The 15,602-nt window shown below is 71.4% G+C and carries 14 protein-coding genes; 8 read left to right on the top strand and 6 right to left on the bottom strand.

The window, feature by feature from the left end:
• Nucleotides 1–35 precede the first annotated feature (35 nt).
• Together ABJI51_RS07675 and ABJI51_RS07670 are read left to right on the top strand one after the other, a co-directional pair.
• Nucleotides 36–1,247, top strand: coding sequence for an alpha-hydroxy acid oxidase (locus tag ABJI51_RS07675; protein ID WP_348948637.1), 1,212 nt, complete (start codon nt 36–38; stop codon nt 1,245–1,247).
• 224 nt (nt 1,248–1,471) lie between these two features.
• Entirely contained in the window at nt 1,472–3,079 is a 1,608-nt protein-coding gene (locus ABJI51_RS07670) for an L-lactate permease (protein ID WP_348948636.1), read from the top strand.
• Here the strand turns inward: ABJI51_RS07670 and ABJI51_RS07665 are convergent.
• From ABJI51_RS07665 to ABJI51_RS07650, 4 genes are all read right to left on the bottom strand, one after another.
• Nucleotides 3,060–3,698: a nicotinamide mononucleotide transporter family protein gene (locus ABJI51_RS07665; protein ID WP_348948634.1), complete on the bottom strand. Its 639-nt coding sequence runs from the start codon at nt 3,696–3,698 to the stop codon at nt 3,060–3,062. The two genes, ABJI51_RS07670 and ABJI51_RS07665, sit on opposite strands and share 20 nt — an antisense overlap.
• 204 nt (nt 3,699–3,902) lie before the next feature.
• Nucleotides 3,903–4,679 (bottom strand): mechanosensitive ion channel family protein, encoded by a 777-nt coding sequence (locus ABJI51_RS07660; RefSeq protein ID WP_348948632.1) that lies wholly within the window; start codon nt 4,677–4,679, stop codon nt 3,903–3,905.
• Nucleotides 4,680–4,901: 222 nt separating this feature from the next.
• Nucleotides 4,902–6,122 (bottom strand): ABC transporter permease, encoded by a 1,221-nt coding sequence (locus ABJI51_RS07655; protein WP_348948630.1) that lies wholly within the window; start codon nt 6,120–6,122, stop codon nt 4,902–4,904.
• Nucleotides 6,119–7,024 (bottom strand): ABC transporter ATP-binding protein, encoded by a 906-nt coding sequence (locus ABJI51_RS07650; RefSeq protein WP_348948628.1) that lies wholly within the window; start codon nt 7,022–7,024, stop codon nt 6,119–6,121. The genes ABJI51_RS07655 and ABJI51_RS07650 overlap by 4 nt, the downstream gene beginning before the upstream one ends.
• Before the next feature lie 116 nt (nt 7,025–7,140).
• On the opposite strand from ABJI51_RS07650, the gene ABJI51_RS07645 reads away from it, so the two are divergent.
• The 5 genes from ABJI51_RS07645 (at nt 7,141) to ABJI51_RS07625 (ending at nt 12,042) form a co-directional block, all read left to right on the top strand.
• A complete protein-coding gene (locus ABJI51_RS07645) occupies nt 7,141–8,355 on the top strand; it encodes a PucR family transcriptional regulator (protein ID WP_348948626.1) in 1,215 nt (404 codons plus the stop codon).
• 183 nt (nt 8,356–8,538) lie between these two features.
• Nucleotides 8,539–9,462 carry an ACP S-malonyltransferase gene (locus ABJI51_RS07640; protein ID WP_348948624.1) on the top strand — a complete coding sequence of 308 codons (924 nt, stop codon included), beginning with the start codon at nt 8,539–8,541 and terminating at the stop codon, nt 9,460–9,462.
• Nucleotides 9,459–10,442 (top strand): beta-ketoacyl-ACP synthase III, encoded by a 984-nt coding sequence (locus ABJI51_RS07635; protein WP_348948622.1) that lies wholly within the window; start codon nt 9,459–9,461, stop codon nt 10,440–10,442. Before ABJI51_RS07640 ends, ABJI51_RS07635 begins: the two co-directional genes overlap by 4 nt.
• 75 nt (nt 10,443–10,517) lie before the next feature.
• Nucleotides 10,518–10,763, top strand: a complete 246-nt coding sequence (locus ABJI51_RS07630; RefSeq protein WP_004559006.1) for an acyl carrier protein — start codon at nt 10,518–10,520, stop codon at nt 10,761–10,763.
• Nucleotides 10,764–10,791: 28 nt separating this feature from the next.
• Nucleotides 10,792–12,042, top strand: coding sequence for a beta-ketoacyl-[acyl-carrier-protein] synthase family protein (locus tag ABJI51_RS07625; RefSeq protein ID WP_348948620.1), 1,251 nt, complete (start codon nt 10,792–10,794; stop codon nt 12,040–12,042).
• A gap of 48 nt (nt 12,043–12,090) precedes the next feature.
• On the opposite strand, the gene ABJI51_RS07620 is transcribed toward ABJI51_RS07625, so the two are convergent.
• Together ABJI51_RS07620 and ABJI51_RS07615 are read right to left on the bottom strand one after the other, a co-directional pair.
• Complete coding sequence (locus ABJI51_RS07620; protein ID WP_348948618.1) at nt 12,091–12,684, bottom strand: hypothetical protein; 594 nt, start codon at nt 12,682–12,684, stop codon at nt 12,091–12,093.
• Nucleotides 12,685–12,800: 116 nt separating this feature from the next.
• Nucleotides 12,801–13,304: a DUF3145 domain-containing protein gene (locus ABJI51_RS07615; RefSeq protein WP_026469134.1), complete on the bottom strand. Its 504-nt coding sequence runs from the start codon at nt 13,302–13,304 to the stop codon at nt 12,801–12,803.
• A 270-nt stretch (nt 13,305–13,574) separates the two neighbouring features.
• Between ABJI51_RS07615 and ABJI51_RS07610 the strand changes: the two genes are divergently transcribed.
• Nucleotides 13,575–15,602: a hypothetical protein gene (locus ABJI51_RS07610; RefSeq protein WP_348948616.1), complete on the top strand. Its 2,028-nt coding sequence runs from the start codon at nt 13,575–13,577 to the stop codon at nt 15,600–15,602.

Below are 15,602 nucleotides of genomic sequence, written 5' to 3'. Positions count from 1 at the left end.
TGCCGGGTCCCCCTGCGCGTAGGGAGTTGATGAGGGTGACGAAGCGCCGACTGCCGAAGCCGAGCGAGCTGAAGCAGATCCTGCGGCCGAAGCCGATCGTGCTGAACCCGACCGACCGGCGGCTGGCCAACGCCCACACCATCGCCGACCTGCGCATGATCGCGCGCAAGCGCACCCCGCGGGCGGCCTTCGACTACACCGACGGCGCGGCCGAGCTGGAGGACAGCCTGCGCCGCGCCCGCCAGGCCTACCGGCGGATCGAGTTCCACCCGAATGTGCTGCGCGGAGTGTCCGATGTGGACACCAGCAGGGAGATCCTCGGGAAGACCTCGGCGCTGCCGTTCGCCTTCGCTCCCACCGGGTTCACGCGGATGATGCACCACGAGGGCGAGGCCGCGGTGGGCCGGGTGGCCGAGCGCAACGGCATCCCGGTGGGCCTGTCGACGATGGCGACGACGTCGATCGAGGACCTCGCCGCCGCCGCGCCGGGCGCGCGCAAGTGGTTCCAGCTGTACGTCTGGCGCGACCACGGCGCGGGCGAAGATCTGATGAATCGCGCGTGGGCGGCGGGCTACGACACGCTGATGCTGACCGTGGACACGCCGGTCGGCGGCTCCCGGCTGCGCGACGTCCGCAACGGGCTGACGATCCCGCCGGCGCTGACGCTCAAGACGTTCCTCGACGGCGCGCTGCACCCGGCGTGGTGGTTCAACCTGCTCACCACCGAGCCCCTGACGTTCGCCTCGCTCAACCACTTCGACGGCACGGTCGCCGAGCTGCTGAACAAGCTGTTCGACCCGACGCTGAACTACGACGACCTCGACTGGGTCCGCCGCACCTGGCCGGGCAAGCTCGTGGTCAAGGGCGTGCAGAACGTGGCCGACGCCCGCGACGTCGTCAAGCACGGCGCCGACGCGGTGCTGCTGTCCAACCACGGCGGGCGCCAGCTCGACCGCGCGCCGACGCCGCTGGAGCTGCTGCCGGCCGTGCTGGACGAGCTGCAGGGCAGCGCGGAGGTCTGGATCGACACGGGCATCCTGTCCGGCGGCGACATCGTGGCGGCGATCGCCCGCGGCGCGGACGCGGTCCTGATCGGCCGTGCGTTCCTGTACGGCCTGATGGCCGGCGGCGAGCGCGGGGTCCAGCGCTGCGTCGACATCCTCCGCACGGAGATGGTCCGCACGATGCAGCTGCTCGGCGTCCGCACCCTCGCCGACCTCACGCCCAGCCACGCAACCCTCCGCTAACCCGTCACTCGCGTGATTGGGGACGTGATTCGCGTGATTGGGGCCGTAACTCGCGAGTTCCGGCTTCAATCACGCGAGTTCCGGCTCTGATCACGCGAGATCCGGGTTTGCGCTCGGCCGGTGGCGCCGATTGGCTGCGAGTTCTTGACGGACCGTGCGGTTTGTGAGGAGGATCACGGGCACCGCCGAAAGGCCGTTTTCGCATCGTGGAAACGGAGGTCGTCGTGTTCGTGCAGGATCTGACGCCGCTGGGTTCGCTGGGCCTGTCCGCGCTCGTTGCCGTGCTGCCGCTGGCCACCGTGCTCGTCCTGCTCGGCGCCGTCCGGATGCGGGCGCACCACGCCGCGTTGATCGGGCTGGCCGTCGCGCTCGTCGTCGGGGTTGCCGCGTTCGGGATGCCGGTCGTCCAGGCCGTCTCCGGGGCGCTGCAGGGTGCCGCGTTCGGGCTGTGGCCGATCATGTGGATCGTCGTCAATGCGCTGTGGATCTACCGGCTCACCGTGCGGACCGGGCACTTCGACGTCCTGCGCCGCTCGTTCGGCCGGATCTCCGACGACCCGCGCATCCAGGCGCTGATCATCGCCTTCTGCTTCGGCGCGCTGATGGAAGCGCTCGCCGGGTTCGGCGCGCCCGTCGCGATCAGTGCCGTGATGCTGGTCGCCGTCGGGTTCCACCCGGTCAAGGCCGCGGTCGTCGCCCTCGTCGCGAACACCGCGCCGGTCGCCTTCGGCGCCATGGGTACCCCGGTCGTCACCCTCGCCCAGGTCACCGGCCTGCCGCTGGAGCAGGTCTCCTCGATCGTCGGACGCCAGACGCCGTTGCTCGCGCTGGTCGTGCCGCTGCTGCTGGTCCTGATCGTCGACGGCAGACGCGGCCTGAAGGACACCTGGCTGCCCGCGCTGGTCTGTGGGGTCGCGTTCGGGCTGGTCCAGTTCCTCGCGTCGAACTTCGTCTCACCGCAGCTGGCCGACATCGGCGCCGCGCTCGCCGGGGCCGCCGCCCTGGTCGCGCTCCCGCAGACCCGGCGCCCGGTGCCCGAAGGCGTCCGGATCGGCACCGGCGGGGCGGCGTCCGCCGACACACCGCCGGAGGACGCCCGCGGCGACGTCGTCAAGGCCTACCTGCCGTATGTGCTCATCATCGTGATCTTCTCCGTCGCCGTGCTGCCGCCGGTCAAGAAGCTGCTGGACAAGGCGACATGGAAGTTCCACTGGCCCGGGCTGAACGTCGCCGCGCCGAACGGGAAACCGGTCTCCGGCAACACCTTCTCGCTGCCGTTCCTCAACACCGGCGGCACGCTGGTGCTGCTCGCCGGCCTCCTGACGGCCGCGGTGCTGGCCGTGCCCGCCGGCGGCGCGGCGGGCGAGTGGCTGGCCACGGTCCGGGAACTGCGGTTCGCCATCCTCACCGTCACCGGCGTGCTCGCCCTGGCCTACGTGATGAACCTGTCCGGCCAGACGTCCACGATCGGCACGTTCATCGCCGCCGCGGGCGCGGGACTGGCGTTCCTGTCGCCGGTGCTGGGCTGGTTCGGCGTCGCCGTCTCGGGGTCGGACACCTCGGCGAACGCGCTGTTCGGCGCGCTGCAGGTGACGGCGGCGCACCAGACCGGCCTGCCCGCCGACCTGCTCGCCGCGGCCAACAGCTCCGGCGGCGTCCTCGGCAAGATGGTGTCCCCGCAGAACCTGACGATCGCCTGCGTGGCGGCCAACCTGCCCGGCGAAGAGGGGAAGCTGCTGCGGAAGGTCTTGCCGTGGAGCGTCGGGCTGCTGCTGGTGATGTGCCTGATCGTGTGGGGTCAGAGCACCGCGCTCAGCTGGATGCTGCCATGACCCCGGCGCGGGCCGCGACGCGCTTGGCGGAACGGTTCCAGCTCCACCAGCCGTGCACGACCAGTCCGGCGAACACGAGGTAGATCGCGGCCGAGAAGTACAGCCCCGAGGAGATCTGCAGCGGCACGCCGATCGCGTCGACGACCAGCCACACCAGCCAGAACTCGACCAGCCCGAGCCCCTGCGCCCCGAAGGCGACGAGCGTCCCGACGAAGATGGCGGCGTCCGGCCACGGCGCCCACGACGCGTTCAGCGCGTCGAGGACCAGCGCCATCACGGTGGTGCCGGCGGCGAAGGCACCGAGCATGGCGAGCCGTTCACCGAGCCTGCCCTTGCGGACGACGACGCCGAAGACGGGATCCTTCCGGCGCGTCCAGGCCCACCAGCCGTAGAGGGAGATGGCGAGGATGGCCACCTGCCGGGCGGCGAGCCCGCCGAGGTGGGCGGAGACGTAGACGGCGAAGAGCAGCACGGTGGCCCCGACCTGCACGGGCCACGTCCAGAGCGTGCGCCGTTGCGCGAGGAACACGACCGCCAGCGCGAACACCTGCCCGGCGAGCTCCGCGATCGAAATCCACTGGCCGAACACCGTGATCCCGTGGTGCAGCAGGAAGTCCACGTCACGCCCCTTTCGTCCTACCGCTCCCAACATGCTCCGTACGGGGCGCATTCCCCAGGGAGTGTGAGGGGCGGAACATCCCGGAGCGTGGACATCGCCCACGTGGAGCAGGCGGGATGACGTGGAGGCGCAGACTCGCCCGAACGCACCGAAGGTGGCCTTGGGTGCGCCGAACGCACCGAAGGCCACCTTGGGGCGGACGGCTCAGACCGGGGGACGCGGCGTGCCGACCGGCGGGGTCGGGGTGCTGTCCGCGCCGACCGTCGCGCGCGGGGCCGCCGGGCCCGTGCCCATCTCGCCGGTGCGCTGCTGGGGCGTCTCCAGCTGGTGTTCCATGCTCGCCATCCAGCCGCGCCAGCGGTCCTGGGCCGGCTTGATCAGGCCGCCGCCGAAGCCGACCACGATCACGCCGCCGATCGTCGCCAGCACCGCGATCAGGACCGGGCCGGTGATCGCCGTCGCGATGTTCACCTGGCCCAGTGCCGCGATGATGCCGAACGCCATGATCAGCCAGTAGGCACCCAGCGAAAGCGGGCGCGCCGCCCCGCGGCCGGCCAGCGCGGACGCCACCACGTCCCGCACCACCTTCGCGATCGCCGCGGCCACCACCACGAGCACCAGCGCCACCACGATCCGCGGCAGGAACGCGATGATGTCGTTGAGCAGCTGGCTCACCGGGTTCGTCGGCCCGAACACGCCGAACGCCAGCTGCAGCGCGATCAGCAGAATGAAGTAGTAGACCAGTTTCACCAGGATCCCGGTCGCGTCGATCTGCTGCTGGCCGATCTTTCCGCTCAGGCCCGTCTTCTCGACGAGTTTCCCGAATCCGGCTTTCCCGAGCACGAGCGCCAGGCCTTTCGAGACCGCTTTCGCGATCAACCAGCCGATCAGCAGGATGATCAGGAATCCCACGAGTTTCGGGACGAACGTGGCCACCATGTTCCACGCCTGCCCGAGCCCGTCCTTCAGTTGCTGGCCCATACCGACTCCCTCCACGGGTTTTGCACCGGATCGTTGATCAGGTACCCCGTGGCGGCAACTCGTGCGCCCCACGATCGAGTGAGACGACTGGCGCGCGAAGATCACCGGTGGCCATACTGGTCCTACCGGTGGGGACCGGGGAGACGAGGCCGTCCGGCGCAGCGTAAACCGCAAGCGCCGGGCGGCCTCGAGCATTACCGGGCTCGAGCATTACCGGGGAAATCACGCCGCGCGCAGGGCGTCGCGCAGTTTCACCTTCGCACCGGTGCGCATCACCGCATTCCGGTAGATCCGGGCGGCCAGCCAGATCAGCCCCGGAATCAGCAGCACCACCAGCCCCACCGACACCACGGCTTCCCACACCGGCACCCCGCCCATCGCCAGCCGCATCGGCATCAGCGTCGGCGAAAACACCGGGATCACCGAAAGCACTTCGACGAACGTGTTGCCCGGATCCGACGGCAGCACGGAAATGCCGATCACGTATCCGGCGATCACGAGCATCAGCGCGGGCATGGTCGCGCCGCCGACGTCTTCCTGGCGCGAAACCAGCGCCCCGAGCGCGGCGAACACGATCGAGTACATGAAGAACCCGAGCAGGTACCAGACGATCAGCCAGGCCACGGTTCCGACGGCCGCCGAAACCGAAATCGTCAGCACGCCGGTCGCCAGCCCGGTCACCACGCCGCCGACGCCGATGACGACCATCTGGATCAGCCCGACCACCCCGATGCCGAGCACCTTGCCCGCCATCAGCTGCCACGGCCTGATCGTCGACAGCAGCAGCTCGACCACCCGCGACGTCTTCTCCTCGACGACGCCCTGCGCGACGGTCTGGCCGTTCATCAGCAGCGACATGTAGATCAGGATGCCCGCGATGATGCCCAGGACCAGCTGCTGGCCGTTGTAGTCGTAGGGCTGCTCCAGCGGCGGGTCCTCGACGAACCGCGCGGACGCGACCGCGGCCTGGAACCGCGCCGGGTCCCCATGCAGCGCCGTGATCTGCTGACCGACCGCCACCTGCTGCGCCAGCACCTGCAGGACGTCCTTGAGGTGGCCGTCGAGGTCCTTCTTCACCTGGACGTGCACGCTGCGGCCGTCGCCGGTGAGCAGGGCGTCGAGCGAGCCGTCGGCCAGCTTGGCGCGCCCGGCGGCCTCGTCGGCGACCGGGGTGACGTCGATGCTCTCGCCGATCGTCTGTCCCGCCGCCTTCAGCGGCGCCGAAAGCCCGGCGGTCGCCGGGGTGTAGCCGACGGTCGAGTCGGCGCCGCCCCCGCCGGTGACCAGCTTGATGATCAGGATGCCCGCCACGATCAGCAGCAGCGTGACCGCGGTGCTGACGCGGTAGGCCTTCGACTTGACGCGGGTGGTGATCTCGCGGGAGGCGACCAGGCCCACCGCGGCCGCCGGGCTCATCCGGACGTCCGGGACCGGGGTGCTCATGCGGGGACCTCCTCGGTGACGACGGAACGGAACAGCTCGGCCAGCGACGGCTGCTCGCGGGCGAACTCGCGGACCGGGCCGGTGTCCAGCGCGGCCTTGAGCACGACCTGGTCGTCGGCCTCCTCGCCCAGCTCCAGCTCGGTCACCGAGCCCTTCCGGCCGAGCACCTTCACCCCGGGCAGGCCGTCGGCCCAGCCGTCGGCGGCGGCGGGCACGTCGACCCGCAGCCGCACCGCTCCCCCGGCCCGCAGCTCGCCGACCGTGCCGACGGCCACCATCTGTCCACTCCGGACGATCCCGACCCGGTCGCAGAGCCGCTCCACCAGGTCGAGCTGGTGGCTGGAGAACACGACCGGCACGCCCTCGGCGGCCTTTTCCTTCAGCACGTCGCTCATGACGTCGACGGCGACCGGGTCGAGGCCGGAGAACGGCTCGTCGAGCACCAGGATCCGCGGCTCGTGCACGAGCGCCGCGGCCAGCTGGACGCGCTGCTGGTTGCCGAGGCTCAGCTTCTGCACCTCGTCCTCGCGGCGCGCGGCGACACCGAGCCGTTCGGTCCACTTCTCCGCCGACGCCCGCGCGTCCGCCGCCGACATGCCGTGCAGCCGGGCCAGGTAGGTCAGCTGCTCGGCGACCTTCATCTTCGGGTAGAGCCCGCGTTCTTCGGGCATGTATCCGATGTGGCGGCGCGTCTCGTGCGTCACCGGCTCGCCGTCGTAGCGGACCTGGCCGTCGTCGGCGGAAAGCACGCCCAGCGCGATCCGCATGGTCGTGGTCTTGCCGGCGCCGTTGCTGCCGACGAACCCGAACAGTTCGCCGGGGCGGACGTCGAAAGTCATTTCCCGCAACGCGATCACGTCGCCGTAGCGTTTGGAGATCCCGTCGATCTCTAAACCGGTCATTCCTGCTCCCCCGTTCCTGTCCGGCCCGATCCTAGGCAGTGCGTACACGCACCGCCCACCCTCGCGCGTTGCCACCGGGGGCTACGAAAGTTGCGGGCACGTAGGATCGCGTCGCCATGGATGGAACGACCGCCCCCCGCCGGGTGCCCAAGCACCACGGACTGTCCGCGAAGACGCTCCGGCGGCTGGAACGCGCGTCCGGCAGCCTGGCGAGCGCGAGCATCGCGGTGATGGAGCGGCGGCTGCCGTGGTTCGCCCGGCTGCCCGCCGACCAGCGCGCGAGCGTGCTGCTGATCACGCAGGCCGGGGCGTCGGGGTTCGTCGACTGGCTGCGTGATTCGAAGGAAGCGCTGAAGCTGACGACCGAGGCGTTCCGCGACGCGCCTGCCGAGCTGTCGCGCTGGATCAGCCTCCGGCAGGCGGTCGGCATGGTGCGGCTGGCCATCGAGGTCTTCGAGGAGCAGCTGCCCGAATTCGCCGCGAACGAGACGGAACGGGCGGCCCTGATCGAGGGAATCCTCCGATACGGGCGCGAAATCGCTTTTGCGGCGGCGAATTCGTACGCGGCCGCGGCGGAGGCGCGCGGCGCGTGGGACGCGCGGCTGGAGGCGCTGGTCGTCGACGGCATCGTCCGCGGCGACGCCGAGGAGTCGGTGCTGTCCCGGGCCACCGCACTGGGCTGGGACCCGACGGCGGCGGCGACGGTCCTGGTCGGCAACCCGCCGTCGGACGACCCGCCCGCGATCGTGTTCGAGGTCCGCAGCCGCGCGGCCCGCGTCGGCCGCCCGGTGCTGCTTTCGGTGCAGGGCTCCCGGCTGGTCGTCGTGGTCGGCGGCCCGACCGAGGGTGGGGTCAAGGAGCGGGAGATCCTGACGCGGATGTCGGTGGCGTTCGCCGAGGGCCCGGTGGTCGCGGGCCCGACGGTGCCGTCACTGGCCGAAGCCCACCACAGCGCGACGGAGGCGTTGTCGGGTCTGCGCGCGGTGGTCGGCTGGCCGGGCGCGCCCCGCCCGGTCCGCTCGGGCGACCTGCTGCCCGAGCGCGCGTTGTCCGGCGACGCGGAGGCCGAGCGCCTGCTGGTCGACACGATCGCGCGGCCGCTGGAGGAAGCCGGGGCGACGCTGCAGCGCACGGTCGAGGCGTACCTGGAGAGCGGCGGGGTCCTGGAGACGTGCGCGAAGACGCTGTTCGTCCACCCCAACACGGTCCGCTACCGGCTGCGCAAGGCGGCGGACCTGACCGGCTGCCAGGCGACCGACCCGCGCGACGCGCTGGTGCTGCGGATCGCGCTGACCGTGGGACGGCTGGCCAGGGCCCGCGGCCTCTGGTGACCGCTTGCTGCGAGCCCCGTCACGTGATGGACTTAACAGCGAAAGGTGATTGAACCCGACAAGGCATCCGGGTTAAGCGCGGGGTCTTCCGGCGCGTCTTTGGAGGGTTCCGACAAAGACGCCGCGCAGACACTGTGAACGTCGGCATCCCCGGGAACCCGCTTCGCCGTGTTGTCTTGAAGGGTGACAGCAGCAGTCCTCGCTCCCGGTCAGGGGTCCCAGGCCCCCGGTATGTTCACGCCTTGGCTCGACCTCGACGGCGCGCGCGAGCGTGTCGCGCAGTGGTCCGAGCGCGCCGGTCTCGACCTGCTCCGCCTCGGCACCGAGGCCGACGCCGACGAGATCCAGGACACCGCGGTCGCGCAGCCGCTGATCGTCGCGCTGTCGCTGCTCACCTTCGAGCACCTGCAGGCGACCGCGCCGGTGCCCGCGGACGCGCCGGTCGCCGGCCACTCCGTCGGCGAGCTGGCCGCCGCCGCGATCGCCGGCGTGCTGAAGCCCGAGGACGCCGTCGCGCTCGCCGCCGTCCGCGGCGCCGAGATGGCGAAGGCCTGCGCGCTGGAACCGACGTCGATGGCCGCGGTCATGCTCGGGGACCCCGAGCAGGTCGTCGCGTGGCTCGAGGAGCAGGGCCTGACCGCGGCGAACCGCAACGGAGCGGGGCAGATCGTCGCCTCCGGCGCCGCCGACGCCATCGCGAAGATCGTCGACGAGCCACTGGAAGGCACGAAGATCCGCGCCCTCAAGGTCGCCGGCGCGTTCCACACGCACTACATGGCGCCCGCCGAAGAGGCGCTGCGCGCCCACGCCGCCGAGCTGACCCCGGCCGACCCGGTCCGCCCGCTGCTGTCCAATGCGGACGGCGGCGTCGTGACCAGCGGGGCCGAGTACCTGAAGCGGCTCGTCTCGCAGGTCACCCGTTCGGTGCGCTGGGACCTGACCATGGACGGCCTCGTCTCGCTCGGCGTCACCCGCACGATCGAACTCGCGCCCGCGGGCACCCTGACCGGCCTGGTCAAGCGGCAGCTCAAGGGCGTCGTCACCACTACCACCGCGCTGAAGACGCCTGCCGAGCTGGCGGCGCTGCGCCAGGAGGACGCCTCGTGACCGACCGACCCGCCCTGAGCCTCAACCCCGGCTCCCGCGGCAGCCGCGTGCTGGGCATCGGCAGCGCGCAACCGGAGAAGATCGTCACCAACGACGATCTCTCCAAGATCATGGACACCAGCGACGAGTGGATCCAGACGCGCGTCGGGATCATCGAGCGGCGGTTCGCGGAGAAGGACGAGGAGCTCACCGACTTCGCCGTCGCGGCGGGCAAGGCGGCACTCGCGGACGCCGGCGTCGACCCGTCCGAAGTGGACACGGTCATCCTGCCGAACTGCACGATGCGCACGCTCATCCCGAACGCCGCCGCGCAGGTCGCCGCCCGGATCGGCATCCCGAGCCCCGGCGCGTTCGACCTCAACGCCGCGTGTGCCGGCTTCTGCTACGGCCTGGGCGTCGCCTCGGACCTGATCCGGGCGGGCTCGGCGAAGAAGGTCCTGGTCATCGGCGCGGAGAAGCTCACCGACTCGGTCGACCCGGTCGACCGGGCCAACGCCATCATCTTCGCCGACGGCGCGGGTGCCGCGGTGGTCGGCGCGTCCGACGAGCCGGGCATCGGCCCGGTCTCCTGGGGCAGCGCGGGCGACCTGGTCGACCTGATCTACATGCGCGACGAGAAGTACATCTACCAGGAGGGCCAGTCGGTCTTCCGGTGGGCGACCACCCAGATCGCCCCGATCGCGCTGCGCGCGCTGGAGGTCGCCGGGCTGAAGCCGTCCGATGTGGACGTCCTCATCCCGCACCAGGCGAACCTGCGCATCGTCGAGGCGATCGCGAAGAAGCTGCGGGCCAACGGCGCCCGCGACGACATGGTCGTCGCCGACGACATCAAGTACTCCGGCAACACCTCGTCGGCGTCCATCCCGCTCGCGCTGGACCACATGCGCAAGGCCGGGACGGCCAAGTCCGGCGACGTGGTGCTGGCGGTCGGGTTCGGCGCGGGCCTGTCCTACGCCGGGCAGGCGTTCGTCTGCCCCTGACCACCGTTACGCTCCCCGCGGGCAGTCGCCCACGGGAAACAGACCCCCAGTAAGACCGAGAAGGGAACAAACCCCATGGCTGACAACGCTGAGATCCTCGCCGGCCTCGCCGAGATCGTCGAAGAGGTGGCCGGTGTGGCTCAGGACGACGTCACCGCCGAGAAGTCGTTCGTGGACGACCTGGACATCGACTCGCTGTCGATGGTCGAGATCGCCGTGCAGGCCGAGGACAAGTTCGGCGTCAAGATCCCGGACGACGAGCTGGCCAACCTGAAGACCGTGGGCGACGCCGTCAACTACGTGTCGGCCAACTCGAAGTAAGTCCTCTTCCCTCCTTGAGGAGACTCCCATGAGCAACATCGACGTCGTGATCACCGGTCTCGGCGCCACCACACCGCTCGGCGGGGACGTCACGTCCACCTGGGACGGTCTGCTGGCCGGGGCGAGCGGGGTTCGCGCGATCGAGGCCGACTGGGTCGAGGAGCTGCAGCTGCCGGTCAAGATCGGCGGTCAGCTGGCCGTCGAGCCGACCGATGTCCTGCCGCGGGTCCAGGCCCGCCGGATGGACCGGTGCGAGCAGGTCGCGCTGATCGCCGCCCGGCAGGCGTGGGCCGACGCCGGGTACACCGAGCCGACCGACGAGCACACCGACGTCGACCCGGACCGCCTCGGCGTCTCGATCGGCACCGGCATCGGCGGCCCGGTCACGCTGCTCACCCAGAACGACCTGTTGCACCAGCAGGGTCTCCGCAAGGTGTCGCCGCTGACCGTGCCGATGCTGATGCCGAACGGCCCGGCCGCGCACGTGGGCATCGACCTGAAGGCGCGGGCCGGGGTGCACTCCCCGGCCTCGGCCTGCGCTTCCGGTGCCGAGGGCATCGCCAGCGGGGTGGAGATGATCCGCTCCGGCCGCGCCGACGTCGTGATCGCCGGGGGTGCCGAGGCGTGCATCCACCCGATCACGCTGGCCGGGTTCGCCCAGGCCCGCACGGTCTCCACGCGCAACGACGACCCGGCGAGCGCGTCGCGGCCGTTCGACTCCAGCCGCGACGGCTTCGTCCTCGGCGAGGGCGCCGGCGTGGTCATCCTGGAGCGCGCGGACCTGGCGAAGGCCCGCGGGGCGCGCGTCTACGCGACGATCGCCGGCCACGGCATCACCTCGGACGCCTACCACATCACCGGCAACCACCCCGAGGGCGTCGGCCAGATCGCCGCGATGCGCGCGGCGATGAAGATGGCCGGGGTCACCGCGGCGGACGTCGGGCACGTGAACGCCCACGCGACGTCCACTGTGGTCGGTGACATCGGCGAGGCGGCGGCGATCCGCAACGCGATCGGGGACCACGTGGTCGTGACGGCGCCGAAGGGCTCGCTCGGGCACCTAGTCGGCGGCGCGGGCGCGGTCGAGGGGATCATCACGATCCTGTCGCTCTACCACGGCCTCGTGCCTGCCACCCGGAACCTGACCGACCTGGACCCGCGGGTGCAGCTGGACGTCGTGGCGGGCGAGCCGCGCAAGGTCGAGCTGACCGCGGCGATCAGCAACTCGTTCGGGTTCGGCGGGCACAACACCGCGCTGCTGTTCACGCACGCGGCCTGACACCCGGCTGCACGAAGAGGGGGCCCGGCTTCGGCCGGGCCCCCTCTTTCAGCATTTCTCGTGTTCGGGCGGTGGCCCGCCGTCGACGGTGTCGATCTTCAGCCCGGACTTGTCGGCGATCATCGGCATGACCAGCCGCCACCGGATGCAGGGCTCGGGGAAGAACTCGGGCGCGTCCTTGCGGTCCTGGACGCTCTGGAACGCGACGAGCACCCGCAGCGAGGTGCCGGACCCGCGTTCGATGCGGTAGACGAGGGCGTCACTGTCCTTTGTGGTGCGGATACCCAGCCGCCACCGGTCGGGTGGCTGCTGCGCGACGCGCTCCGGGCTCACCACGGTCGTCCACTTCGCGTACTGCCTGGTGTTGATGGCGTCGAAGTAGGTTTCGAGGACCTTGCGGACGGCGTCGGCCTGCGGGTGCCGCGCGGCGTCCGGCGTCATCTGCACGATGCCCTGCGCGGCCGGCTCGCCGCCGGTCTCCGACGACGGCGCCGGCGTCACGACGGAGGTGTCGCTTGCGGGCTGGTCGGGACGGCGGTAGAGCTCGCGCGCGAGCAGCCCGCCACCGACGGTCACGGACAGCACCACGACCACGACGGGCACCAGCCAGCGCTGGCGAGAGCTGGGGGCGGGGGCGGTCACGCCGGAGAGCGTACCGACCCGGGGTTTCGCGCCCGTGCCCGTCCCCAAGCCTCTGAAGGCCACCTTCAGCTGTGAAGGCCACCTTCAGCTGTGAAGGTGGCCTTCAGAGGCAAACATCAGCCGACCTGGTGCAGCCAGGTCACCGGGGCGCCGTCGCCCGCGTGCCGGAAGGGCTCGAGCGCCTCGTCCCAGCTGGCGGCGAGGAGCTCGTCGAGCTTGTGCGCAAGGGATTCACCCCCGCGGGTCATGCTGACAAGGGCGCGGAGCTGGTCTTCGCCCACCACGATGTCGCCGTTGGCGCTGGTCCGCCCGTGCCACAGGCCGAGGCCGGGCGCGAAGCAGAACCGCTCGCCGTCGACGCCCGCGCTGGGCTCTTCGGTCACCTCGAACCGAATCATCGGCCACGCCTTGAGCGCGGCCGCCAATTTGGCGCCGGTGCCCGCGGGCGCGCGCCAGCCGCATTCGGCGCGAAGCTGACCCGGACTGGCCGGCTGCGCCGTCCACTTCAGGTCAACGCGGGCACCCAGGGTGCCCGAAATGGCCCACTCGACGTGCGGACACACCGCAGACGGCGACGAGTGGACGTACACCACACCTCGGGTGCTGCCACGGGTGCTCACTGCTACCTCCGCTTGCTCGACGAGGGACGTCTTCCCCTACGCCCTACTCCGAGCTGCAGCGCGGGCCTCAGCGCGGCTCCCGAATGCCGCCTCCGATGCGTTGTAGCACATTCTGCACCCCAACCGTGCTGTTTGGCCACATGAACACCACAAGTCACCCGGCGCCCCACTTTCGGAGGGCACACGGCCACGCTGTCCCCGTGTCGCACGGTTCATTGCGCTGGGCGCGCTAGCGTGTTGACCCGGAACGACGAGCAGGGAGGGGTTTCGGTGCGACTGGTGCGCCTGGAGCGGCAGCAGTCCCGGGTGGCGGACGACATCCGGGCGGCACTGGCGTCCCTGGGCCGCGGCAGCACCGTGATCGGCGGGATAGCCCTGATCGGCGTCGGCTCGGTGACCGACCGCCCGATCGAGGCAGTCGTCCTGTTACCCCACGGGGTGATCATCGTGATCGGCGTGGACCTCCCCGACCCGGCACTGAGACTGGAGGCGCCCCTCGGAGCCCCGTGGAAGGCGGACGGCTGGCCCCTGGTGGCCGACGACGACGCGGTCAACCCGGCAACCGAGGCACTGGACCTGTCCCAGGCATGCGAGCAGCGCATCGCTGCCCTGGTCCCGGGAACGGCCCCGGTCGGGACGATCATCGCGGTGGGCCCGTACGTGGAGACGGTCGACCAGCCGGCAGGCGACCTGGCAGGTCCGGTCCGCGTGCTCCACCCAACCCCGACGACGATGCTGGCGGCCACGGTATCGCTGGCCACGGCCCACCGTCCGCGGTCGGTGGACCAGGTCAGGGCGTTGATCCGCGGGCTGGCCCCGGAGGCACCGGAGTTTTCGGACGAGGTGCTGCTGGGGGAAGGTTTCAGCCGGTATACGGACGACTCCCCACCGGAGTCCCTTTGGGACAGTGGCCCGGCGGTTCCCGCCCAGGTGGCGGTCGCGGCGACGGGTCCGGCGGCCGGTGCGGTGGCCGCGGCCAGCGCGGGTTCTCCTGCTCCGGCTACGGCCGCGGCAGACTCGGCAACGCCCAGCCCGGTCGCCGCGGCCCCGGCAACACCGAGCCCGGTTTCCCCTGTTCCGGCAGCCGCAGCAGACTCGGCAACGCCCAGCCCGGGTTCGCCTGCTCCGGCTACGGCTGCGGCCGACTCGGCAACGCCCAGCCCGGCCGCTGCGGCCCCGGCAACACCGAGCCCGGTTTCCCCTGTTCCGGCAGCCGCAGCAGACTCGCCAGCGACCAGCGCAGGTTCCTCCGCCTCAGCCGCCACTGCACCGGCCGCAGCCGACTCGGCAACGCCCAGTCTTGCTGCCACCGCAGTCACACCGAGCCCGGTTTCCCCTGCCCCGGCTGCCACGGCCGCATCCGGTTCGGTTGCCGCCGTGGCCGCATCCGCCGCGGATCCGGGCTCCACCTCGGTGGCCGAGCCCGTCGCTGCCGAGGAGGAATCCGCGCGCACCGAGAGCCTCCCCGCCCCGCCTGAGGACGAGCCGAAGTCGGCGGACTCCCCGGCCCGGCCCGTGTTCCCCGGCACCGAGACTGCCGCCGAGGATTCCGGGACCGAGCGAACGGAAAACCTCAGCTTCCCTGCCAAACCGGCGCTTGCCACCACCGCGGCTTCCGAACCCGACGACTCCTCACCCCCTCTGCCCACGGCCAATTCCTTCCCCACCCCCCGACCCACCCCCACGACCGCCTCACGGACCATCCGGTGGCTTCCCCTGGCCGCCATCGGCCTGCTCGTTCTCCTGGTCGTCGGGGTCCTCATCGTGACCACCGGCGGGGACGGGGACGACACCGCCGCCGTGTCGGCCGGGCCGCCCACGCCCGCCACCCAGCCGCCGCCCACCTCCGCGAAGCCTCCCGTCGAAAGCCTGCAGTTCTCCCTGCGGGCCGCCGGCGGGGATCAGCGGTGTGCCTCTCATGCCTTCGGGGATGCCCAGGCCAGCCTGCAGCAGACCAGCTGCTCCGGCGTGAAACGCGCCAGCTATGCCGCCACCGTCGACGGGCGGGCCGGGGCCGTCACCATCGGGATCGTCGACTTTCCCGATGCCGCGCAGGCCGCCGCCTTCAAGGCCGTTGCCGACACGCCCGGCGGGGGCGGGATCCTCGACCTCGCCACCGAGACCGGCCAGTGGGGCACCCCGGCGCCGCCCCGGTTCGAGAACGCCGCCTACGCCTCCAAGGTCACCGGCACCTCCGTGCGGCTCGTGCAGGCCGTGTGGGCGCCGGGACCGTCCACTCCGGACGATCCCGGCCTGGCACGGGCCGCCAAGGCCGCCCTGGACCTGCCCGTGCAGTGA

It is taken from the genome of Amycolatopsis melonis, from assembly GCF_040064235.1.
GTDB classification, from domain to species: domain Bacteria; phylum Actinomycetota; class Actinomycetes; order Mycobacteriales; family Pseudonocardiaceae; genus Amycolatopsis; species Amycolatopsis melonis.
The sequence above is the reverse complement of the archived record's forward strand: the minus strand, read 5'-3'. Positions and strand labels throughout refer to the sequence as shown.